Raw genomic sequence first — 24,044 nt, forward strand, 5'->3', positions numbered from 1 at the left:
TTCCGTGCCACAAGGAAGGCAACTTCCTTTCACACATTACTCACTTCCTTGTGGCACCTGATTTCTTTGATTACTTCAAAAAAGCGATGAAAGAAGTTTACTAAGAAGATATATTAAAAGGAGTTACCATGTTATGGTTAGAAATTATCGTCGTTCTTGCTGCCATCTTTTTTGGTGCAAGACTAGGTAGTATTGGTATCGGATATGCAGGAGGATTGGGTGTTTTAGTTTTGACACTGGGTCTTGGGCTAAAATTAGGGTCGATTCCTATCGATGTTATTTTGATTATTATGTCTGTTATTGCAGCCATTGGTGCAATGCAAGTAGCGGGCGGACTTGACTATATGGTCAGTATCGCTGAGAAAATCTTGCGTAAAAACCCTAAACAAATCACTATTCTTGCCCCTATCGTAACGTATGTTATGACATTTTTTGCAGGTACGGGCCATACAGCGTTTTCTACGCTTCCCGTTATTGCCGAAGTGGCAAAAGAGCAAGGCATTCGCCCTTCTCGCCCACTGAGCATTGCTGTTGTTGCTTCTCAAGTTGCCATTACAGCTTCTCCAATTTCTGCTGCCGTTGTCTTTTTAAGCGGTGTTATGGAAAAACAAGGTATTGGTTATTTAGAGCTATTAGCCGTTTTAATCCCATCTTCTTTCCTAGCCTGTATGTGTGCGGCGTTTGTGGCGAACTTCTTGGGCAAAGATCTTAAAGATGATCCAATCTATCAAGACAGACTCGCAAAAGGCCTCGTAAAAACCAGAGGCGCTACCCAACTTGAAATCAAACCCGGTGCGAAGCTCTCTGTAGCGATCTTTTTAGTCTCTATTTTAGCCGTTGTTACCTATGCAACCTTAATTAGTGACAAAATAGGCGTAATCAAAAACCCTGTTTTACCACGTAATGAAGCCATTATGCTTTTCATGTTTGCAGCAGCAACGTTCATCTCTTTCTTTACCAAAATTGATGCAGCTCAAGTGCTTAACTCTGCAACATTTAAATCAGGTATGAGTGCTTGTATTTGTGTTTTGGGTGTTGCATGGCTTGGTGATACCTTTGTTGTCAATCACATCAAAGAGATTAAAGCAATTGCAGGTGATTTATTGAACGTCTATCCTTGGCTACTCGCAGTGGTTCTTTTCTTTGCAAGTACCCTTCTTTATTCTCAAGCATCTACCGCTAAAGCTTTGATTCCAAGTGCTATCTTACTCGGTGTTTCACCACTCACGATTGTTGCTTCATTTGCAGCGGTCAGTGCGCTTTTCGTACTTCCTACGTATCCAACACTGATTGCAGCGGTTGAGATGGATGATACAGGATCAACCCGCATTGGTAAATATGTCTTTAACCATCCATTTGTTATTCCTGGAACCATTGCGATTGCTCTTTCTGTTATTTTTGCCTTTGTTATCGGCGGTATGATCTTATAATTTTTGCCTTCTTATCGGCTCTTGAAGAGCCGATTATGATTACATGTAAAACAACTTTTATAAGGAGTATGGTATGAATTTTTTGAGTAAATCTATCGTAGCGTTGGCACTGGTTGGTGCAACAACGAGTTTAATGGCAAAACCTACTATTGCCATTTTAGCAACAGGAGGTACCATTGCGGGTGCTGGTACATCTGAGATTAAAAGCAGTTACTCAGCAGGTGCGGTTACGGTTGATAAACTTCTTGCAGCAGTCCCAGCTATTAACGATATAGCAACGGTTAAAGGTGAACAAATCTCAAGCATTGGTTCTCAAGAGATGAACAACAAAGTTTGGTTAAAACTCGCAAAAAGAGTCAATGAACTTCTTGCACAATCTGACATTGATGGTGTGGTTATCACTCATGGTACTGATACAATGGAAGAGACTGCCTACTTCCTAGACCTTACAGTTAAAAGTAAAAAACCGGTTGTTTTAGTCGGTGCAATGCGCTCAGGTACTTCTATGAGTGCAGATGGTCCAATGAACCTTTTAAATGCTGTTAATGTTGCTACAAACAAAGACACAACAGGAAAAGGTGTTGTGGTTGTTATGAACGATGAAATCCACAGTGCTAGAGAAGTGACTAAAATGAATACCAGCTCCGTTAACGCATTTGCTTCTCCAAATGCAGGCAAGATTGGTACCGTTTACTATGGTGACGTGAAGTATTTGATGCAACCAACGCGTAAACACACTGTAAACTCTGAGTTTGACATTAGTAAATTGGAAGATCTACCACGTGTTGACATTCTTTTTGCGCACCCAGAAGATACAGATACTTTAGTTAAAGCTGCTGTTGCTGCTGGTGCTAAAGGTATTATCCATGCAGGTATGGGTAATGGAAATCCATTCCCAACAACGGAAGCTGCCCTTGGTGAAGCCGTTAAAAAAGGTGTTGTTGTAGCTAGAAGCTCACGTGTACCAACAGGCAGTACCACCCTTGAGGGCGAAGTGGATGATGCAAAACTAGGTTTTATCGCAGTTGATAGCCTCAACGCGCAAAAAGCACGTGTTCTTTTGATGTTAGGTTTAACTAAAACCAACGATAAAAAAGCACTTCAAAAGATGTTTTTAGAGTACTAAGAAGTTACTCCATCTCTCTTGGCGGAGGGGTGAAGAACTTTACATGTATGTTATAATATCTATAAAAAAGAGAACATAGACCGATGAAAAAATTCATACTATTTTTTTCTGTTCTTCTTTTCCTTAGCCAATCTTCTCTCTTTGCACACGATAAAAAAATTCTTGTTATCAATTCCTATCATAAAGGTTTTCAGTGGAGCGATGATGTCCTCTCTGGTATGGAAGAGGTCTTTTACAACCATCCTGAGATTACTATCAATATTTTATACATGGACTCTAAGCGTGTGAGCTCAGAAGAATACTACGCAAAACTAAGAGAGCTTTATAAACTCCAACTCAAAAATCAAAAATATGACCTCATCGTTGCTGTTGATAAATTTGCCTATGATTTTTTGATTAAATACTACCATGAACTTTTTACAGATGAACCCATCGTCTTTACAGGGCTTGAACAATTTGTTGTCGAAGATGTCCAAAAACAAGGACTTGATGATCGCATCTACGGTATTTTAGAAAAACGCTCCATTCCTGAGAGCATTCCCATGATCGCACACATGATGCCCAATCTTAAAAAACTTTACATTATTAACGATGCGAGTGCCAATGGCGATGACTCTGAGCCGTTTATTCAACAGGCAATGAGTGAGCACCATAATCAATTTGAGATCGAGTATATCCGTCAATCAACACTTGAAGAACTTGAAGAACGCTTTTCCAAGCCCAACAAAGATGAAGCAGTCTTTTTTGTTCGCTTTTATAATGATAAATATGGCAATCTGTATAAAAATAGCCAAATCGCATCCATGATAAACAAAAGCGCTTTACCTGTTTTTATTACCGATACTCTTTTTATCGGTAAAGGAGCGTTGGGCGGCAAACTTGTTCCTGTTAAAAATGTTGGTATTGCTACAGGTGAAATGTCCATTGATGTTTTAGATAAAAAAATTCCTCCTTTACATGTAATGACGATGGTAGATTATATTTATCAATTTGATGTCCAAAAAATCAAACAGTTTGAAGTCTATCCCAATGCAGCAGTCAAAGATTTTGAACTGGTCAATGCACCACTGACCTTTTTTGATAAACACCGTAAATTTATTGATGCTGTTTTTTTAATCTCTCCTTTTCTGCTCTTTCTCATTTTAGGTCTTATCCACAATATTTACATGCGCGTACGCAGTGAAAAAGAGCTCAAAGCCATTGAACTCCAAAAAAACAAACATCAGCAATTCATCATTCAACAATCTAAATTAGCCGAAATTGGTGAAGTTTTTTCTTCCATTGCCCACCAATGGAAAAATCCACTGGTAGAGATTGCCACCCTTACGCAAGAGCATTTTTATAACTATGAAGATGAAGGAGATGAGCAAAGTAACCAGTATGTGCATGACATTATGGTGCAAGTACGTTATATGACAGATACCATCAATGACTTTCAAAAATTTATCATGCCCTCATCCACGAAAACCGTCTTTGATGTGAGTGAAGCCATTGATACTATGCTCAAAATCATCAATCACAATATCAAGTATAACTATATTGATGTGAGCATCGATATAAGCCATGCAACCAATCTCATGGTCAGTGGCTATAAAAATGAGTTTATGCAAACCCTGCTCAATGTGGTGAACAATGCCAAAGATCAGATCAAAGAAAGCAGAGATGCCAAGCATATTCAACGAGGTTCTATTCGTATTATCATCTACAATCACGCAAAAAATGTTATTATTGAAATCCATGACAATGCAGGGGGTATTCCCATTGAATGTATTGCAAATGTTTTTGATGCCTACTTTACCACCAAAGATCATGGACATGGCATCGGACTTTATATGTCAAAGCTCATTATTGAAGATAAAATGGGCGGAAGAATTCAAGCAAGTAATGCAGATGATGGCGCTTGCTTTACAATTACCTTAGGAAACGCAACATGAAAATACTGGTTCTTGAAGATAACGAACGCCTTGCCAATGTCATCAAAAGTGTCCTGATTAAAGAAGGCTATCATGTCGATCTTTTTCTGGATGGTGAAAAAGCATTGGATGCACTCAACAATGGCTATCACTGCTTTATCTTAGATATTAATGTCCCTTCCATCGATGGACTCTCTATCTTAGAGACGGTGCGTATCTACCATAAAGAGATTCCTGCCATCATCATGAGTTCGAACCACGATCTGGAGAAAATACAAGCTTCTTACGAGATCGGCTGTGATGATTACCTCAAAAAACCTTTCTTTATCTACGAATTGGTACAGAAGGTGAAAAAACTCTGTCACAAACCCTCTTCTACGATCGCTTTATGGATCGGATATACCTATGACTATGTCAATCATCGCTTGTTTGATCCAAACAATGAAGAGATAAAATTGGCTAAAAAAGAGGGGAAATTTTTAGACCTTTTCATCAAAGACAGGCACCGTGTCATTACATTTAGCGAACTGGAAGAGTATGTCTGGGAAGGGGAAGAGACGAGTATCCTTAACATGCGAGCTCTCATTAAACGGTTACGCAGAAAATTACCTGATGGAGCAATAGAGATGATTAAAGAGGTTGGATACAGGCTAGGAGAATTGTAAACTTTCAACCATTGTTTAAGCTTGATGACCCCATGCACATATAGTATAGTAAACCCTGTATCCAGAACCCATCACATGAGCGCTTCAATCCACATCACAAGTTTTTGGAAGCTTTCAGGTTCTTTATTGGACAAAAAGAGTGCTGGTTTATTTTTACGATTTTCACTGACATCCGTATGCATTTGAGCCATATCGACCCCTACGTAAGGCGCTAAATCCGTTTTATTGACCACCAAAAGGTCACTGAAAAGCAGCCCTGCCCCTTTTTTGCGAGGAATATCCCCGCCTTGTGCAACATCTATCACATACATGTAATAATCAATCAACTCATACGAAAACGTTGCTGAAAGATTATCCCCGCCACTTTCAACAAAAAGAATGTCTAAAGGAAATTCCTTTTGAAGTGCTTCACAAGCTTTTTGATTCATAGAAATATCATCACGAATTGCCGTATGCGGGCAGCCGCCTGTTTCAACCCCAATGATACGTTCACTTCCAATATCGAGCTTTCCTTTTAAGTAATTCGCATCTTCCATCGTATAAATATCATTGGTCACAATGCCAATCGAATAGTTCGTTTTCAATAAGTTAGTGAGTGTTTCGATGATGGAAGTCTTGCCACTTCCAACAGGCCCTGCTACACCGATTTTAATGGTAGCCATACGTTCTCCTTCATGTCATAAAAAGCTTAGGTTCACACACACGATGTTGATAAATAGTTTGTTCAAATAATGGGTTAAAATTGCCCATCGTTGGAAAATGATGCTTTATTGCATCCAACAAAAAGTTATCCAACTCAAACAAAATTTCTTGAATATCCGAGGGCTTAATACGACTAATCTTTACAGCGCACATCGCAATTCCCATAAGATTTTTTTTGGCCCACATGACCAAAAACAACGCTTTATCCATCCCCAATTCAAAAGCATACGTCGATAATACCGCCAATTCATTACCAACAGCATACTGCATTTTAATTGCATGAAAATAATCCTTGACTATGGCATGATGCGGTAAGGCTTCAATATGCTTGAGATAATTACTGCCAATGTCATGCGAAGCTTGAGCAAAGGCATCGCTGAACATTGCTGAAAATTGGTAATCCAATCGTATCAGCACTTTAAGATTATGCGCCAAGAGATTTTGATAACACTGTGCCACGAAAGGAAATTCACATTGCCTATATTGATCAACAATGTGATTTTCAAGATACTGCTTTAAACTCTCTTTATCGTGCACCATTCCTGAAACAACGTGGGATTCCAGTCCAAATGAGTGCACAAATGAACCTGACGGGAAAGCACTATCGAGTACCTGCATGAAACGAGCGATGGCTTCAATGGGCATGATGTGCTTTTCCACTGGGTTGAAAAAAATCGTGAATCAACTGCACATGAATACCCTGCTTTTCTTTGATACTTTCAATCAAAGGGTGCAAAGCAACATCGTTGAGCACCATGATCGTCAAAGGCATGATACAAATGGGCTGATGGCGATTTCCTATTTCATACGCGATATTTGCAAACGAGATGGCATCATCAAATCTCATCTGAATCACCTCATCCTTTCCTTTTTGAACACAAATACGGTACCCATCTTCACACACCAAAAGATCATTGGCATGAAGATGGGAAGCACTGACTTTGAGGATAAATTCCACGCCTTTGTCACTTACTGCGGAGAGATGTGGCTTTTGCATATCGAACCAACCAAGAACGACAGCATCATCCGCTTCGCCTTCGTGCATAATGTGCGTTACTTTCTTAATCATCTATATCTATGCTCCTAAAAGAGAAAATAGCGTTGAGTCATCGGCAAATGCGTCATCGCCTTAGAATGAATGATGTTTCCATTCACACGCACTTCATAGGTCTCTGGATTGACATGAATATCACCCACAAAATCATTGAGTTTCATAGATTTTTTACTTAAATTTCGCGTGTTTTTAACCGCAACCAAACGCTTAGCAATATGCAATTTTTCCGCTAAATGATTTGTAATGGCCGCTTGAGAAGTAAAGATCACACTGATTTGACTGGGAGCCTTACCCAAAGAGCCAAACATTGGCCGATAAAAATTAGGTTCGGGCGTAGGAATGGAAGCATTGGAGTCACCCATCATACTCAGCGCAATAAAACCACCTTTTAAAATCATTGTGGGCTTTACGCCAAATAAGGCACGATCCCATAGAACTAAATCTGCCATTTTCCCCACCTCAACACTGCCAACAAGTGTATCAATACCACATGCAACAGCTGGATTGATGGTGTATTTGGCGATATAGCGTTTAATGCGAAAATTATCGTTTCGCGCCGTGTCTTCTTCTAAGGAACCTCGTTGTGTCTTCATACTGTGTGCAACTTGCCATGTACGCATAATAACCTCGCCGACTCTTCCCATCGCTTGCGAATCTGAACTTGTCATAGAAATTGCCCCAATATCGTGTAAAACATCCTCTGCTGCAATGGTATTGCCTCGAATCCGCGATTCGGCAAAGCTCACGTCTTCTGGGATTTTTGCACTCAGATGATGGCATACCATTAACATATCCAAATGCTCTTCAATCGTGTTTTTGGTATACGGTAAGGTCGGATTGGTAGAGGAAGGCAAAATGCTCTCTAAACCCGCTACTTTCATAATGTCAGGAGCATGCCCTCCACCTGCACCTTCAGAATGAAAAGTATGAATTGTACGCCCTTTAAAGGCATTAATCGTATCATCCACAAAACCTGATTCATTGAGCGTATCGGTATGAATGGCTACTTGAACATCCATATCATCGGCAACCTGTAAGCATGTGTCAATGGCGTGTGGTGTAGTACCCCAATCTTCATGGAGTTTTAAACCCATTGCACCCCCTTCAATTTGGCTCTTAAGCGCTTCGTAACTGCTGGAGTTTCCTTTGCCCATAAACCCAAAGTTAAGTGGTAAATCATCCACCGATGCAATCATCTTCGCCAGATTCCACTCCCCCGGTGTGCAAGTAGTGGCATTGGTTCCTGTATTGGGTCCCGTACCGCCACCAATCATCGTTGTGATGCCACTGGCAAGTGCTTCATGAATTTGCCCCGGTGAGATAAAATGGATATGTGAATCAATGCCCCCTGCGGTAATAATTTTGCCCTCCGCCGATAAAATCTCCGTATGCGCTCCTATTTCCAAGCCTTCGGTAATACCATCGCAATTATTGGGATTGCCACTTTTGCCAATAGCGCAAATAAGCCCTTCTTTGATGCCAATATCGGCTTTATAAATACCTGTATAATCCATAATAATTGCATTGGTAATAATCAAATCCGCACTGGCTATGGCCGTAGGCGACTGGCTCATCCCATCTCGAATTGTCTTTCCACCACCAAATTTACTCTCTTCGCCGTAAACCGTATAATCTTTTTCAATCTCTGCGATTAAATCTGTATCCGCCAAACGAAATCGGTCATTACATGTAGGCCCATACATTGATGCATATTTTGCTTTGGACAGTTTCATGCCTTACTCCCTAAAAAGACGTTTAAGCGTTGCATTGCAATTTCTTTGGTTTTGAGATCATCCAAATATCCTTCAACCAAACCATTAAATCCGCTGATATACCGTTTTCCACCATACGGAATTAAACTCACCTCTTTAATGGAGCCTGGCTCAAAGCGAACCGAAGTTCCTGAGGGAATATTGAGTCTACACCCATATGCAGAGACTCTTTCAAACGATAATGCACGATTAACTTCAAAAAAATGATAGTGTGAGCCCACTTGAATGGGTCTGTCTCCCTCATTTTTAACCTCCAGAACATGGGCTTCTTTACCTTTGTTGAGTTCGATATCGCCTTCATCAATCAAATATTCTCCTGGTAAGCCCGTCGTTGAAGCATCTATAGCGATGGGTTGATGCACGGTGACAAGCTTTGTGCCATCATTAAAGGTCGCTTCGGTTTGCACCATTTCCATCATAGAAGCGACTCCTTCCATGACATCTGTATGGCTTAAAATATGCCGTGCACTGACCATAAGCTCCGCCACACTTTTACCTTCTCTCGCACCCTCTAAAATGAAGGCGCTAATGATCGCCACAGCCTCTGGAAAATTAAGTTTGAGTCCTTTTGCTTTTCGCTCCCACGCTAATTGTGAAGCAGTGTAAATCATCAATTTTTCTTGTTCACGATATGTTAAAAACACTGTTTTTCTCCTTTACCATTTGCCAAGATGAAACTTAGCTTTTTGATTGATTGTACGATAAATTTGCCATGCCTGCGTCACCTTTTTTTTCACTTCCACCATGCTTGAACCTGAAAAAAGTCCTAAAAGCATTTGACGATTTTGGGTATAGCCAAAGCAGCCAAGTTGTGCATCAAAACAGTTCTTTGCATACGCTTCCAAATGAGCACATTTAACATACACTTTGGCAAAAATCATCTGGGAAGCATGATGGCGTATCAGATACGATTTTATGACTTCCTTGCTTAAATCAAATGCTTCGTGGTACTCTAAAACACCTTCAATACTAAAACGATTGCGTATCACCATACGTTCAAAATCATACGCTTCGAAGCTTCTACCATGGGTTAAAATATCGCTGTAAAAGAAGTCAGAATTTTTGGAAGCTTTTACATGTAAACATTGAATGAGCTTGGCACCTTGAAACAAAATCATCTCGTCATTCATATATTCAAGATTGGAGGAGACTAAATCAAGCTGAATCGCATGAATACCAAATTGCCCCTGCGGAGAAGGATAGACTTTCGTTGCCGATTCACTGGCCACAATACAGCTCGATTGTTGCAGTGAGAAATGAGTTTTAATACGATCCTTAGGGAAAATGCCTTCACCGATAGAAAGCAACTTTACATAGTTTTCCCCTTCATTGAAATGAAAATACCGTGAAGGCAATGTTAGCTTTTGAAGATCAAATCGGTTATGATCAAACGTAATGCTAACACTCATGGCTAAACAGAGAGATACTGGGTTACGGTGGTATCGTTTAGGTCAGCCATCTCACCGTGGGCAACCAAAGTGCCACGCTCTAAAATATTAAAATGATCACCATATTTTCGCGCAAACGGTAATTTTTGCTCAATCAGCATGATCGTGAGTTTCTCTTCATGCGTTAAATAGTGAATTACGCCCCCTATTTGTTGAACGATATTGGGTTGAATTCCTTCCGATGGCTCATCCAAAATTAAAAGTTTGGGTTCAAGACACAATGCACGAGCAATGGCTAATTGCTGCTGTTGCCCGCCTGACAAATCGCCACCTTTTCGCTTCAGCATCTCTTTAAGCACAGGAAAGAGTTCGTAAATTTTCTCTGGTACCTTACGCAATTTATTGCGATTGCCAAGCAATCCAATGTCAAGATTTTCTTTCACACTCAACTGCGGGAAAATTTCTCTGCCTTGCGGCACATAGCCGATGCCCAACCCAGCTCTCTTATCAGCTCCCAATTTGGAGATGTCAGATCCTTCATAATAAATTGCACCCTCCCTGAGAGGCAAAAGTCCCATAATGACTTTGGCAAGTGTCGTTTTACCTACACCATTTCTTCCCATAATGCAGGTACATCTTGAGGGGGATATTTCAAAACTCAGTCCTCTTAAAGTATGGCTTTGTCCGTAATATTGATGGATATTTTCCAAACGTATCATCTCATTCACCTAAATAGACTTTGCGAACTTTTTCGTTCTCTTGGATCATTTTCATTGGACCTTCTGCTAAAACGGAACCTTCATGCAAGACGGTCACTTTTTTAGCAATTTTTCGAATGAACTCCATATCATGTTCTACCACAACCACACTGTGCTCTTTGGCCAAATCAGTCAATATTTCCCCTGTTTTTTCCACTTCGCCAGGCGTCATACCCGCAACCGGCTCATCCACCAACAACAATTTAGGACTTTGCATCAAAAGCATTCCGATTTCCAACCACTGCTTTTGTCCGTGCGATAAAATCCCAGCAGGGGTATGATACAACGCTTGCAAACCAATCAGTTCCATTGTTTTTTCAATCGATATTTTCTCTTCAGGTTGTAATGTAGCAAAGAGTGTTTTAAAAAAACGTTTATCGGCTTTCATCGCCAATTCTAAATTCTCAAAGACGGTGTGATACTCAAATACTGTTGGCTTTTGAAATTTGCGCCCGATACCGAGTTGCGCAATGGAAGGTTCATCCATTTCACGTAAATTAGTGATCTGTCCAAAGATGACTTGCCCTTCATCGGGCTTTGTTTTACCCGTGATTACATCCATCATAGTTGATTTACCAGCACCATTGGCTCCGATAATACAGCGCAACTCTTGGTATTCTATCGTCAAAGACAACGCATTGAGGGCTTTAAAACCATCAAAACTGACCGTAACATTGTCTAAATATAAAATACGATCGCCCTTTTTAAATGTCTCAGGATCATCGTATGTGTGAGGTTTAAGCACGTGCATAGAGTTCTCCTTTACCTTTGAGCCTGAGCTTATGTAACAGGCCAATGACACCTTTAGGCAAAAAGAGTGTGACAAACACAAACAACCCGCCAAGGGCATAGAGCCATACCTCAGGAAGTGCGGAGGTGAAATAGGTACTAGCATAATTGACAATAAATGCACCTAAAATCGCACCATAAAGTGTACCACGCCCTCCAATGGCTACCCAAATGACAATTTCAATGGAAAAAAGTGGCGAAAACACACCCGGATTGATAATACCAACTTGTGGTACATAAAGAGCTCCCGCCACTCCTGCAAGCATTGAGGAAACAACAAAAATAAACAATTTGTATTGCTCCACCCTATAGCCTAAAAAGCGAACGCGACTCTCTTCATCTCGAATCGCTAAACACACACGCCCCAGTTTGGAGTGGATAATATACTGACAGAGGCTATACCCTAACACCAAAGCGATTAACGAAATCACTAAAAGTACGACGCGTGTTACATCACTTTGAAGGTCAAAACCTAAAATATCTTTAAAATCCGTCAAACCATTATTGCCACCAAAGCCCATATCATTTCTAAAAAATGCCAACATCAAGGCATACGTTAAAGCTTGCGTGATGATAGAAAGGTAAACCCCTGTCACGCGTGATCGAAACGCTAACCAACCAAAGAAAAATGCCAGTAATCCAGGGACTAATACCACCATAATGAGCATAACTCCAAAATGGTCAAAGCCATGCCAAAACCATGGGAGTTCTTTTAAGTTCATAAACACCATAAAATCGGGAAGCTCTGGATTGCCATAAACGCCTCTATCGCCAATTTGACGCATCAAATACATTCCCATTGCGTAACCACCCAGTGAGAAAAAAGCCCCATGTCCGAGGCTTAAAATTCCCAAATAGCCCCATACTAAATCTAAGGCTAATGCCAAAAGAGCAAAAGAGAGATATTTACCAAGCAGCGTCACTGTGTATGTTGACATGTAAAAAAAAGACCCTTTAGGCAGTGCTAAATTGGCAAAAGCCACATAAAGAACAACCAAACTTAAAAGGATCAATAAGGTTTGTCCACCTTTATCGTATTCAAATATACGTAAGAGAATCGGTTTTCGTTTCATCGTTTAATCCTGTGCATCTCGGCCTCTTTGAGGGAAAAGCCCTCGAGGTCGTTTTTGTATAAAAAGAATGATGAAGATCAAAATGATCACTTTCGCTAACACCGCACCTGCAACAGGTTCAATAAACTTATTAATCTCACCGAGTGTCATCGCACCAATCAAGGTTCCCCATAGATTTCCAACACCACCAAAGACAACGACCATGAATGAATCCACGATATACGCTTGCCCTAAATTAGGACCAACATTGGTTAATTGACTGAGTGCAACTCCTGCAATACCCGCAATACCCGAACCTAGACCAAAGGTTAGCGCATCAATCCACCCCGTTTTGATTCCCATGGCTTGAGCCATGCGTCTATTTTGCGTTACCGCACGTACTTTTAGCCCTAACGATGTTTTATTAAGGAGTGCTAAAATACCACCAAAAACGATTAAAGAGAAAACAACAATATACAAACGATTGTAAGTTAACGATAAGGCGTTATTGATTTCTAACGTTCCACTCATCCATTGGGGCGTTTTAACCTCTTGATTGAGAGGAGAATAGACACTTCTCACCACTTGTTGTAAAATGAGGCTAATACCAAATGTAGCTAAAAGTGTTTCAAGTGGCCTTCCATAAAGATGACGAATCACTAAACGCTCAATAATAATGCCTACAAGACCGCTTACACAAAAGGCAAGTGGAATCGCTAATAAAACAGAATATTCAATAGCTTGAGGCATCATTTGTTGCAACGTATAAGTAGTATAGGCGCCTAGCATCATCATCTCACCATGCGCCATATTGATGACTTTCATAACACCAAAGGTAATAGCCAAACCAATGGCAGCTAGCAATAAAACCGAACCGAGACTTAAGCCAAAAAACGCTTTTTCTATCCATGCGTAAACGGATCTACTCTGCTCAATAGATGTAACAGATTTTGCGGCTAATGCTTTAAGATTTCCATCTTCACTTGCTACTATAAAGGCATTTAAAGCCTGTAAAGCCTCCGAAGATAATGCATCATTAAGTGCAGTAATCGCCTGCTGTTTCACTTCATCAGATCCAAATTTGACCTTCAAAATCCAATCCGTTTCTTGTAGAACTTTACGTACTGCACTCTCTTTTTCAACAGCGAGTGCTCTGGTAACGAGTTCTATGTTATCTTCGCTTGTATTTTTGAGAATATCTTTAGCCGATTGCAAACGAACAGAAGTTTTTTTAGAAAAAAGATTGAGTTCGGCAAGTTTACTGCGAACAACACTTCTTAATTTATTATTGATTTTAATCTTTTGAAAGGATGCTTTTGGCTGTGCTTCTAAAAGTTGATTTGTCTCTACATTTTTACATTCGAGACTATCCTCTTTTTCGCGCACAACTGCAACGATTTGTCCCAAATCAGCTGTCACATACAAATCACCGTTTAACAATGCTGTAAGAAGGGTTGATAGCCTTTCATCATCACTGTATGATTGGCTCAAATGATCGATGACACTCTCTTTTTGTGTAAAGCTATTCGATGTTAACGCAAGGATATCTTCATGAAAATCACTTGCATTCAGCGGTGAAACCAATAAGAAATAAAAAAGAATAATGCTTACCCATACTGTTTTCATGTGCGCCTCATATCGTCAATACGGAGGGAAACTCCCTCCGTAAAAGACCATTAATAATTTTGTCCGGAACATTTACCGGTTTTAACATTGTAATTACCGCAATGAAGTGGAGATCTCCAATCCGCGATAAGATCTTTACTTCCGGGAAGAAAATCGCTCCATGCATCACCCACAACGGTGTCAGGTGTTTTCCAAACGGTTTCAAATTGACCATTTTCTTGAATTTCACCAATTAAAACAGGTTTGGTTAAGTGATGGTTTGGCATCATCGTAGCATAACCACCAGTGAGGTTGGGTACTGTGATACCGATCATTGCATCAAGGACAGCATCGGTTTTGGTTGTACCTGCTTTTTCCACTGCTTTAACCCACATATTAAACCCAATATACGTTGCTTCCATTGGATCGTTAGTCACACGTTTATCGTTTTTGATATATTTTTTCCACGTAGAAATGAATTGTTTATTGATAGGCGTATCGACACTTTGGAAATAGTTCCAAGCAGCCAAATGTCCGACTAATGGTTTTGTATCTATGCCTGAAAGTTCTTCTTCGCCTACAGAAAATGCTATGACAGGGATATTTTCAGCACTGATGCCTTGGTTAGAGAGTTCTTTGTAAAAAGGAACGTTTGCATCACCATTGATAGTTGAAACAACGGCTGTTTTTTTGCCCGTTGAACCAAATTTCTTGATATCACTTACGATACTTTGCCAGTCAGAATGACTAAACGGTGTATAGTTGATCATAATATCTTCATCTTTTACGCCTTTAGATTTAAGGTATGCTTGTAAAATTTTGTTGGTTGTTCGTGGATAAACATAGTCTGTTCCAGCCAATACCCAACGTTTTACGCCCATATCTTTCATCAAATAATCCACAGCAGGAATCGCTTGTTGATTAGGTGCAGCCCCTGTGTAAAATACGTTTTTAGAAGACTCTTCACCCTCATATTGAACAGGGTAAAACAAAATGCCATTTAGCTCTTCCACAACAGGAAGCACAGATTTACGAGAAACGGATGTCCAGCAGCCAAAGGTAACATCGACTTTGTCTTTGGTTAAAAGTCCACGCATTTTTTCAGCAAACAGTGGCCAGTTTGAAGCAGGATCAACGACAACAGGCTCTAGCTTTTTACCTAATACGCCACCTTTTTTATTTTGCTCCTCAATGAGCATTAAAACCGTGTCTTTCAGTGTTGTCTCTGAGATGGCCATGGTTCCTGATAGTGAGTGTAAAACACCAACTTTAATCGTATCTGCCGCTTGTGCCATATATCCCATACCAATGATGGCGGCGATGGATATACTTTTAACAATACTCTTAAGCATTTTGCCTCCTTATAATTTTCAAAAACAATTATAAAAAAGAAGTGTTGCGCAAGTGTTGTTTTTTCTCTTTCAGAAAGAGTGTGAATGTTTATTTTTTAATCATTGGCAGATTTTAGCGATTTTACCAAAATCAAAACGCTCCAATGCTTCTTGAATTTTTTGCGTAAATTCCTCACTTAGCGTATGCTGAGCAAGAAGCGTTTGAATCATCTCTCCATCCAACCTCATGGAAGCATCCACAAACTGTTTTAAGAGGAGAGGATCAAGACTTGGTTGTACATCTTCGTTTACATGTAAAGGTTTAGACTCTTGTGATGCGTACACCACCGTAAGATGGAGTGCATTGGCCAGTTTTGTCACTAAAGCGTATTCATCAATCGGTTTTTGTAAAAAGTCATGTGCTCCAACGCTTAGGGCTTCTTGCTTATCTTCCGAAAAAACATGGGCGGAGACAATGATAATAGGAATATGCTTGGTTACAGCAGAGACTTTCAGACGCTTTGTGGCTTCTAATCCATCGAGTTTTGGCATCAAGATATCCATAAAAATCAAATCAACGGAATGCAAAGTAGCCTGTTCTATTGCTTCCAAGCCATCACTTGCTTCTAAAAGATTAAAAGAAAATGGCTCTAAAATTTGACGAATAAGAAAGCGGTTTTGAGGCATATCATCAACGATCAAAATTGTTTTTTGAGTATCACTGATAAGCGCTTGAATCGGTTGTTCTTTTACATGTAACGTTGGCTCTTCTAAAGGAATCTCGCCGTCAACCCAAAAACGAAACGTGCTTCCCTTCCCAAACGTACTTTCAAGCTCGATACTGCCTCCCATACGTTCAACCAACTCTTTGGTAATGGCAAGCCCCAATCCTGTTCCACTTTTACTGTACTTATCCGATTCAATTTGTTCGAATGGTTTGAAGATACTCTTTGTATATTTTTCGTCGATTCCAATACCTGTATCGCGTACAAAAATCTTTAATTGGTTCTGTGAAAAGTTTACATGTAAAAGAATAGAGCCATCTTCTGTGAACTTAACTGCATTACCCAAAAGGTTGATAATAATCTGCCTTAGCCTTTGTTCATCACAGATAATCCAACGAGGAACGCTCGGATCAAGTTCAATCTGAAATGCCAACCCTTTATCCTCACAACGGCTTTGAAACATCTGTTGAATCGTTGCAATGCTTTGATAAAAATCAAAGGTCGTTGGTTTAATATAAATCTTCCCCGCTTCAATTTTAGAGAGTTCTAAAATTTCATTAATGAGTTCTAGCAGATGTTTTCCACTGTTTTCAATAATCATGGCATTCTCTTTTTCCACGGCACGAAGATGTGAAGACTGACATAGCAGTGTCGCAAAACCCAAAATTGCATTAAGCGGTGTGCGTAGCTCATGGCTCATATTTGCTAAGAAAACCGATTTGGAGTGATTGGCAGCTTTGGCTTCTTCGGTGGCTTTTTTCAGGGTTTCTTCGTAGCGTTTGCGCTCTGTTATGTCGCTAAAAACAACAACCGCACCTTCAATGTAGCCTTTTTTATTTAACATCGGCGTACTCACATAATCAATAGGGAAAAACACACCCTCTTTTGTTGCAAACTGCATATCAGCTATTTTTTCAAGCATCATACGCTGCGTATAGGTAGATTTTTGATTCATTTTTTCAGAATCAGTCATTTCATAAAGGTATTTTCCAATTAACGTTTCTTGATGCTCATAGCCTAAAAGGCTACACCCCATAGGATTGATAAATTCAATACGCCCTTTTGCATCCAACCCAAAGATACCTTCTGCTGCCAAATCTAAAAGTGATTTATTTTTCTGCTCGCTTTCGATGAGTTTCATAGCATTATCTTTAAATATGGTCATCGTATCGATCATCTCTCCCACTTCATCATGATTTTTATATGTGGGTATAACCGTATCCATATCGTTTTTTGCCAATTGTAGCATTGCGTTTTTAAGTGTCTCTAAGGGATCAATGATGCGCGATAAAATAATAGTGAATGAAAAAAGAACTAAAACAATTAACGCAATAATGACAAAACTGACATAAGTTTCTAATTTTTTAACCCGCTCATGTGCCTCTAAAATTCGTGCTTTTGTCCGTTTTTCAAACGCTTCTAAAAAATGATCAATCGGCTTCATAATCATTATTTTAGCTTTGTGGTATTCATCCGAATGCATAATGCTACGAGCCAAGGCAGGATCAGGTTCTTTGTGCACGGTATAGTTGCCATCTTTATCTTCAAAAATGCCCACAAGTGCATTCATCGCTTTTGTTTCAAGATAGGTTAACTGGTCTGATTTAGCTTTTGAATCATAGAGTAAATCTAACTCTTTTTGTTCAAAACCCGCTTCTTTCATCAATGTTTTAAGGGATATCGCATTACCATCAAACACAGGTTCGCTACCATCTAATGTATAAAAATCCCAGAAAATACGATTGTAGTTTTTAGGCCTCGGTATTAAGCCATCACGAATATCCAAAATTGTTTGAAATTGCTTTTTAAACATCATTTTACCCGTCACGATATAGGTGCGAGCAACGCGCGTTAAATCATCGGAACTTTGACGTAATTCATTGGCAAGTACAAAAGATTTATGTTGCATTTTGTAAGCAGATTCGAGTTGCAGAATAGCTTGATTGTAATCATTGATAATAAAAACAACAAAACAAAGGAACAACGTATTGATGAAGAAGAGAACAATAAAAAGCTTTTTGAGTTTCATCGTTTAACCTTGAATTCATGTAAATGACTTATAATAACCAAATCCTAATCCAAAAAGCACCCATTATCATGGATAAAAAATATACAATTTTAATTATTGATGATCAACCCGAAAATCTCCACTATTTACGGCGTATTCTTATCCAAGAGGGATACGACATCAAAGCCACTTCGGATGGTTACATGGCGATAGAAGCAACCAAATGGAATATCCCTGATCTTATTTTACTTGATATTAAAATGCCCATCATTGATGGCTTTTCTGTTTGCAAACTGCTCAAAAAGAATCAGCTCCTCGAAGAAATTCCTGTCATCTTTATCAGTGCCTTGGATAATATGGAGTATAAAATACATGCCTTTGAAGAAGGGGGTGTTGATTATATCACCAAACCCTTTGAACCTAAAGAAGTTTTAGCACGCGTTAAAACACAATTGCAAATTCATCAAAATAAATTAATGATTAAAAAGCTTTTGCAGCACCAAGATATTTTTATCAAAAAAATTATGCACGAGATCAACACACCTTTAAGTATTATTTCACTGAATAGTGATGCTCTAGAAAGAGTTTTAGGAGAAAGAGATGAACTCAATGCTATCAAAGCATCCACCAAAACGCTTTCATCTATTTACAGTGACCTTTCGTATTTAGTAAAAAAAGAGTCACGCCACTATGAAACAAAAGAGATTTTCGTGCTTCCTTTTTTGGCATCTCGCATTAGCTTCTTCAATGAAATAGCTCGTATCAAAAATGTACATATCAACTTTGAATATTCCAATGAATTCACAATCATCATCAATGAATATGAGTTAGAGCGTATTATTGATAACACACTTTCCAATGCCATTAAATATTCTAAACCTAATCAAAGCATTGATGTTTTTATGGGAGACTATGAACAAAAGCAAATTATAAAAATTCAAGACCATGGTATGGGAATTGAAGAGGGAGTTGATATTTTTATGCCTTTTTATCAGCAATCCATTGCCAATATTGGTTTAGGACTTGGCTTAACTATCGTCAAAGAAATTTGCAATAAATACGCAATTACAATTGATGTGTCAAGTCAAAAAAATAATGGCACGACCTTTTTATATGATGTGAGTGTACTAAGTCAGAAAGTGAACAATTAATGAAACTTCTTTTACTTGAAGATGATGTAGCACTGAATAAAATCATCAAACAACTCTTGGAACAGCAAAATTATGTAGTAGAAAATTTTTTAGATGGATATAGCGCTTTAGACAAAATTATCCATAGTAGTTATGATATCTATATTTTAGACATTAATGTGCCAGGATTTGATGGTCTTCAAATGCTCGAATTTATCCGCAATCAACACCAATCCCTTCCTGTAATTATCATCAGTGCATTTTCAGATATTGACAACATCAAAAAAGCCTATGATTTAGGGTGTAATGACTATCTGAAAAAACCTTTCACCATTGAAGAACTGCTTGTACGCATTCGCTACCTTATTAAACAACGTTATCCAACACAAAGCACCTCTACCGTAATACTATTTGGCAATGGTTTTGGCTTTGATGTTGAAAAACAACAACTTCTCAAAGCTGATCATGAAATCACATTGACCTATAAGGAAAAATTGCTGCTAGCCTTGTTGATCCAACATCTTAATCAAACAGTATCCATTCAGACTATCCGTGAGTATGTTTGGGATGGCAAAGAGTTGGAAGCCGTTTCTATTCGCTCAATTATTTTCAAATTGCAACAAAAACTTTCTAATGGTATGATTGTTAATGTCAGAAGTGTAGGCTATAAGCTTATTTCAATGCAGTACTGAGATGCATTATGATGGGTCGCGGTAATAAAGCTTCGTTTTGTCTTTCTGGTAAAAGTTATACAGTTTTTGAAACTCTTTATAAACTTTAGCGGAGTACGGATTGTCATCAATCTTGCCATTATACGCATTAATGGCATCTTTATTGTTTTTATGTCTTATAAAACAGGTCGCTAAGATGTACGCACCCACTTGAATGTTGGTATTTGGATCGAAGAGATCATATAACGAGATATTGGCTTTATCAAGCAGTGGCTTATGAATGGAGTTAATCTGCATGATACCCATATCAAAACGCGGGTAGTTATGGGTGTAGAGAAAATGCACCACCATCTTGAATTGTTCTTTGTTTTTGCTCTTGATCGCAATGACTTGCGAATACATCTTGCTCTCAATCCCTTTTTGTCTTAAAAAAGTACTGAGTTCTTGCGCTTGCTGTGGAGTCATTTTATTGGCGCTAAAGGCTACCACGTAGCGATCAAGGTCACTTTCGACTTTGGCGATGGAGTATAAAAGACGGGGTTCAATGCCGTAAATTTGCCCCACTTTTACCCAAATATTTTCGCCCGTATTGGGCTGTGCCGCCCATAAAAAAAGAGGAAAAAGGGTTAGTACAATCATGCGTAACATTTTAAGCCTCCTCTTTTTCTAAAGTTTGTTTCATTATAAATGAAGCAAACTTTATTCTCTATAAAGACTCTTTTCTTGCGCCATTGGCACTATTTTGAACCTGTGTGACGCACATCAAACACATTTGATTTTGTAGATTTTTATCTATTTCGTTAAGGTAGTATTTAAAAAATATTAATTTTGATCCTATAGACTACGGTTAAGAAAAAAATCAAAAAAGGTGATAATGTGGAAAACACACTTCAAGCCATCAAACAAGAGATTAAAAAGGTGATCGTTGGACAAGAAGAACTTGTGGATGCCATGCTCATAGGTCTACTCAGTGGTGGGCATATTTTGGTCGAAAGTGTACCGGGGCTTGCCAAAACGACAGCGATTAATGCGCTCTCAAAAGCACTAGGACTGGATTTTAAACGGGTGCAATTTACGCCTGATTTATTACCCGCCGATGTCATCGGAACGGAAATTTACGATCAAAAAAACGGCGATTTTAAAATCAAGCATGGCCCTATTTTTACCAATCTTCTCTTAGCCGATGAGATTAATCGAGCCCCTGCGAAAGTACAGTCCGCCCTTTTGGAAGCGATGCAAGAGAAACAAGTGACCATCGGCGATGAGAGTTTTACCCTCTCGCTTCCTTTTTTAGTCATGGCAACGCAAAATCCGCTCGAACACGAAGGCACATACCGTTTACCTGAAGCACAACTGGATCGTTTTTTGATGAAAATCATCGTAGGCTATAACAGTTTTGAAGAAGAGATGGAAGTGGTCAATCGTGTCGTACAGCGAGGCTTTGAGAGCATTGTCAAAGTGGCCGATGCTCAAGATATATTGCGTCTGCAACAACAACTCTCTTCCATACACATTGATGAAGCGTTGCAAAAGTACATGCTTCAGATCATCTTTGCCACGCGCTCGCCTAAAGCGTATGGTCTGGACTCCTTAGAAGCGTACATTCATTTTGGGGCGAGCCCTAGAGCCTCGATTGATCTGCTTAAAGCCTCTAAAGCGTTAGCACTGATTCGTGGCAAAGATTATGTCTCTCCGTATGATGTGGCAGAGGTGGTATCTGGGGTATTACGTCACCGCATTATCTTAAATTACCAAGCTGAAGCAGAAGATATCAGCGTGGATTTTATCATCAAAAAAATCATGCAGACGATCAAAGTACCGTAAAGGTATCATGATGCAGACTCAAAAAGCCATCTTGGTTAAAACCAAGCGGAAGATTTTCGCACTCCACACAGGCAATCACCCCTCCATCTTTGAATCACGGGGGATTGATTTTAGAGAGATCAAAGAGTATACCTTTGGCGATGAAATACGCAAAATCAACTGGAAAGTGACCGCACGCGAGCAAAGTCCTTATGTCAACCGCTTCAATGAAGAGCGCGCTTTAAATGTATTGGTCGTTTTTTTAGTGAGCGGAAGCATCTACTTTGGAACGCAAAAGCTCAAACAAGAGAGTATGGCAGAAGTGCTATCCGCCCTCTGCTTTGCTACGCTCAATCAAGGCGATTACTTAAGTACGCTCTTTTTTAGTGATAAAGAGGAGTTTTTTCATGCCCCCACGAAACAAACGGGTGCATTGGAGCGTTTGGTGGATGCGGCACTCACGCTCAATCCACTCTCCAAAACCGTGGACTACACAGCGCTTAATCATTACATCATGAACCGCATCAAACGCAAATCGCTCATGTTTGTCATTGGTGATTTTTACGGCGATGTGGATTTGAGCGCGTTGACAGCCCGCAATGAAGTTTATGCCATTATGGTGCGCGACCATTTTGAAGAGCTTCCCAAATTGCAGGGTGAGCACACGCTCATCGACCCCAATACGATGCGCCAGAGCTCTTTTTCGCTGAGTGGTTCACAGCTCAAGGCTTACGCCAAAAAGATGGAAGAGCAAGACGCTCGAACCATCGCGCATTTTAAAAAACATAAAATCAAACACACCAAACTCTATACGGATGAAGAGCCGTATGAGAAGTTGTTTGAACTTTTTAGGGGTTAAGATGGAGCAATTACGTGATATTAAAGGCTTGGTTGAAATTCCTTTTCCCACGCTTTGGCTCATCATCGCCGCTCTTACCTTGGTGTGCCTTCTAGCTCTTGGAGCATCTCTTTGGTACCGTTCCCATCAGCGCAAAAAAGCGCACAGTGTGAGAGCAAAAGCACTGATCGCTTTAAAACAGATGGACTTTAGCGATGCTAAAGCAGCAGCATACTGTTTTACCCACAATGGATACCTAGTGCTTGGTGAAAACACTTTACATGTAAAGAATTTTGAGGCGATTATTCAAGATTTGGAAGCATATAAATTTAAAAAAGAAGTCCCTTCGTTGGATGAAGCAATGATTAAGCGTATGCAAGCGTTTATAAGTGAGGTTTCTCATGTTTAGTTTTGAATACCCTTACGCATTTGCGCTTTTACTCCTCTTTTTCGCTGGTTTCAAGTGGTTTAAGATGCGAAGCTCCATTTTGATTTTCCCCAATCTACCGCTGCTCCAACAAATTGAGCACAAAGGTGGTTATGCAAGGCTTATCAGCAAATACCTAGCTATTTTTGCACTCATTACCGCCCTTGCTTCGCCTGTTATTAAAGATGAAACCATCCTTCAGCACGGCAAAGGGTATGAGCTCTCTTTGATTTTAGATGTGAGCGGTTCGATGCACGAGAGCAATAAAATGGGCATTGTCAAATCCATCGTTCAAGAGTTCATCGAAGCACGCAAAGACGATAAACTAGCCCTCAGTGTCTTTGGCGATTTTGCCTACGTGGCGGTACCATTGACCTTTGATAAACACAGTTTGCTTGACCTGCTCAGTCGCCTTGATGCAGGTGTTGCGGGGGTGCATCAAACCGCACTGTACGAAGCGCTTTATCTCAGCAGTAACATCTTTAAAACCTCGACCTCTAAAAATAAAATTGCGATTTTACTCACTGACGGTATGGACAATGCTGACACAATTCCCATTGATGTAGCGATTCACACGGCGCAAAAATACCACATCAAAGTCTACACCATAGGCGTTGGAGGCTCAGGTGATTACAATCCAACGGTCTTGCAAACCATCGCCAAAGAGACGGGCGGCATCTTTTTTGAAGCCAATTCCAAACAACGCTTGGAGGAGATTTACCATCAAATTGACAGCTTAGAAAAAAGTGAAATTACCGCCGACAAGTACGTCAAAAAAGAGTACTTTTTTCAGTATTTTCTCATAGGAGCCCTTGTGTTTATGGGACTTTATATGATACTTTCCAACAAGGAGTAAG

General features: G+C 39.7%; 23 protein-coding genes. 10 read left to right on the forward strand and 13 right to left on the reverse strand.

From position 1 onward, the window contains the following. Window positions 1–128: 128 nt before the first annotated feature. The 4 genes from SJPD1_RS12425 (at window position 129) to SJPD1_RS12440 (ending at window position 5,134) form a co-directional block, all read left to right on the forward strand. Window positions 129–1,430 carry an anaerobic C4-dicarboxylate transporter gene (locus tag SJPD1_RS12425; protein ID WP_096047424.1) on the forward strand — a complete coding sequence of 434 codons (1,302 nt, stop codon included), beginning with the start codon at window positions 129–131 and terminating at the stop codon, window positions 1,428–1,430. A 73-nt stretch (window positions 1,431–1,503) separates the two neighbouring features. Next, window positions 1,504–2,556 carry a type II asparaginase gene (locus SJPD1_RS12430; protein WP_096047425.1) on the forward strand — a complete coding sequence of 351 codons (1,053 nt, stop codon included), beginning with the start codon at window positions 1,504–1,506 and terminating at the stop codon, window positions 2,554–2,556. An 83-nt stretch (window positions 2,557–2,639) separates the two neighbouring features. Then, the gene (locus SJPD1_RS12435) at window positions 2,640–4,490 is read left to right on the forward strand and encodes a sensor histidine kinase (protein WP_096047426.1); all 1,851 of its coding nucleotides are present in this window, start codon (window positions 2,640–2,642) and stop codon (window positions 4,488–4,490) included. Continuing rightward, window positions 4,487–5,134, forward strand: a complete 648-nt coding sequence (locus tag SJPD1_RS12440; RefSeq protein ID WP_096047427.1) for a response regulator transcription factor — start codon at window positions 4,487–4,489, stop codon at window positions 5,132–5,134. Before SJPD1_RS12435 ends, SJPD1_RS12440 begins: the two co-directional genes overlap by 4 nt. A gap of 71 nt (window positions 5,135–5,205) precedes the next feature. Here SJPD1_RS12440 and ureG read toward each other — a convergent pair whose 3' ends face one another. From ureG to SJPD1_RS12500, 12 genes are all read right to left on the reverse strand, one after another. Beyond that, window positions 5,206–5,796 carry an urease accessory protein UreG gene (gene ureG / locus SJPD1_RS12445; RefSeq protein WP_096047428.1) on the reverse strand — a complete coding sequence of 197 codons (591 nt, stop codon included), beginning with the start codon at window positions 5,794–5,796 and terminating at the stop codon, window positions 5,206–5,208. A gap of 10 nt (window positions 5,797–5,806) precedes the next feature. Further along, window positions 5,807–6,481 carry an urease accessory protein UreF gene (locus SJPD1_RS12450; RefSeq protein ID WP_096047429.1) on the reverse strand — a complete coding sequence of 225 codons (675 nt, stop codon included), beginning with the start codon at window positions 6,479–6,481 and terminating at the stop codon, window positions 5,807–5,809. After that, window positions 6,471–6,905 carry an urease accessory protein UreE gene (locus SJPD1_RS12455; RefSeq protein WP_096047430.1) on the reverse strand — a complete coding sequence of 145 codons (435 nt, stop codon included), beginning with the start codon at window positions 6,903–6,905 and terminating at the stop codon, window positions 6,471–6,473. The genes SJPD1_RS12450 and SJPD1_RS12455 overlap by 11 nt, the downstream gene beginning before the upstream one ends. A gap of 14 nt (window positions 6,906–6,919) precedes the next feature. Next, window positions 6,920–8,623: an urease subunit alpha gene (ureC, locus tag SJPD1_RS12460; protein WP_096047431.1), complete on the reverse strand. Its 1,704-nt coding sequence runs from the start codon at window positions 8,621–8,623 to the stop codon at window positions 6,920–6,922. Continuing rightward, window positions 8,620–9,306: an urease subunit beta gene (locus SJPD1_RS12465; protein WP_096047432.1), complete on the reverse strand. Its 687-nt coding sequence runs from the start codon at window positions 9,304–9,306 to the stop codon at window positions 8,620–8,622. Before SJPD1_RS12465 ends, ureC begins: the two co-directional genes overlap by 4 nt. A gap of 12 nt (window positions 9,307–9,318) precedes the next feature. After that, window positions 9,319–10,071 carry an urease accessory protein UreD gene (locus SJPD1_RS12470; RefSeq protein ID WP_096047433.1) on the reverse strand — a complete coding sequence of 251 codons (753 nt, stop codon included), beginning with the start codon at window positions 10,069–10,071 and terminating at the stop codon, window positions 9,319–9,321. Window positions 10,072–10,073: 2 nt separating this feature from the next. Next, entirely contained in the window at window positions 10,074–10,769 is a 696-nt protein-coding gene (gene urtE, locus SJPD1_RS12475; RefSeq protein WP_096047434.1) for an urea ABC transporter ATP-binding subunit UrtE, read from the reverse strand. A gap of 1 nt (window position 10,770) precedes the next feature. Beyond that, complete coding sequence (gene urtD / locus SJPD1_RS12480) at window positions 10,771–11,559, reverse strand: urea ABC transporter ATP-binding protein UrtD (protein ID WP_096047435.1); 789 nt, start codon at window positions 11,557–11,559, stop codon at window positions 10,771–10,773. Then, window positions 11,546–12,670 (reverse strand): urea ABC transporter permease subunit UrtC, encoded by a 1,125-nt coding sequence (urtC, locus tag SJPD1_RS12485; protein ID WP_096047436.1) that lies wholly within the window; start codon window positions 12,668–12,670, stop codon window positions 11,546–11,548. The genes urtD and urtC overlap by 14 nt, the downstream gene beginning before the upstream one ends. Before the next feature lie 3 nt (window positions 12,671–12,673). Continuing rightward, entirely contained in the window at window positions 12,674–14,275 is a 1,602-nt protein-coding gene (urtB, locus tag SJPD1_RS12490) for an urea ABC transporter permease subunit UrtB (protein WP_096047437.1), read from the reverse strand. A 50-nt stretch (window positions 14,276–14,325) separates the two neighbouring features. Continuing rightward, window positions 14,326–15,606 carry an urea ABC transporter substrate-binding protein gene (gene urtA, locus SJPD1_RS12495; RefSeq protein WP_096047438.1) on the reverse strand — a complete coding sequence of 427 codons (1,281 nt, stop codon included), beginning with the start codon at window positions 15,604–15,606 and terminating at the stop codon, window positions 14,326–14,328. A 99-nt stretch (window positions 15,607–15,705) separates the two neighbouring features. After that, window positions 15,706–18,339, reverse strand: a complete 2,634-nt coding sequence (locus SJPD1_RS12500) for a response regulator (protein ID WP_096047439.1) — start codon at window positions 18,337–18,339, stop codon at window positions 15,706–15,708. Between the two features lie 68 nt (window positions 18,340–18,407). Here SJPD1_RS12500 and SJPD1_RS12505 point away from each other — a divergent pair, with 68 nt between their 5' ends. Together SJPD1_RS12505 and SJPD1_RS12510 are read left to right on the forward strand one after the other, a co-directional pair. Continuing rightward, complete coding sequence (locus SJPD1_RS12505) at window positions 18,408–19,469, forward strand: hybrid sensor histidine kinase/response regulator (RefSeq protein ID WP_096047440.1); 1,062 nt, start codon at window positions 18,408–18,410, stop codon at window positions 19,467–19,469. Further along, entirely contained in the window at window positions 19,469–20,140 is a 672-nt protein-coding gene (locus SJPD1_RS12510) for a response regulator transcription factor (RefSeq protein WP_096047441.1), read from the forward strand. The genes SJPD1_RS12505 and SJPD1_RS12510 overlap by 1 nt, the downstream gene beginning before the upstream one ends. A gap of 6 nt (window positions 20,141–20,146) precedes the next feature. Here SJPD1_RS12510 and SJPD1_RS12515 read toward each other — a convergent pair whose 3' ends face one another. Next, complete coding sequence (locus SJPD1_RS12515; protein WP_096047442.1) at window positions 20,147–20,767, reverse strand: lytic transglycosylase domain-containing protein; 621 nt, start codon at window positions 20,765–20,767, stop codon at window positions 20,147–20,149. A 228-nt stretch (window positions 20,768–20,995) separates the two neighbouring features. Here SJPD1_RS12515 and SJPD1_RS12520 point away from each other — a divergent pair, with 228 nt between their 5' ends. The 4 genes from SJPD1_RS12520 to SJPD1_RS12535 are packed head-to-tail and all read left to right on the forward strand — an operon-like array spanning window position 20,996 to window position 24,043. Continuing rightward, window positions 20,996–21,943: an AAA family ATPase gene (locus SJPD1_RS12520; RefSeq protein ID WP_096047443.1), complete on the forward strand. Its 948-nt coding sequence runs from the start codon at window positions 20,996–20,998 to the stop codon at window positions 21,941–21,943. A gap of 10 nt (window positions 21,944–21,953) precedes the next feature. Beyond that, window positions 21,954–22,781: a DUF58 domain-containing protein gene (locus tag SJPD1_RS12525; RefSeq protein ID WP_168171365.1), complete on the forward strand. Its 828-nt coding sequence runs from the start codon at window positions 21,954–21,956 to the stop codon at window positions 22,779–22,781. 1 nt (window position 22,782) lies between these two features. Further along, window positions 22,783–23,169 carry a hypothetical protein gene (locus SJPD1_RS12530; protein ID WP_096047445.1) on the forward strand — a complete coding sequence of 129 codons (387 nt, stop codon included), beginning with the start codon at window positions 22,783–22,785 and terminating at the stop codon, window positions 23,167–23,169. Continuing rightward, complete coding sequence (locus SJPD1_RS12535; protein WP_096047446.1) at window positions 23,162–24,043, forward strand: vWA domain-containing protein; 882 nt, start codon at window positions 23,162–23,164, stop codon at window positions 24,041–24,043. The genes SJPD1_RS12530 and SJPD1_RS12535 overlap by 8 nt, the downstream gene beginning before the upstream one ends. The last annotated feature ends 1 nt before the right edge of the window (window position 24,044 follow it).

The organism is Sulfurospirillum diekertiae, from assembly GCF_002309535.1.
Classification (GTDB): Bacteria; Campylobacterota; Campylobacteria; order Campylobacterales; family Sulfurospirillaceae; genus Sulfurospirillum; species Sulfurospirillum diekertiae.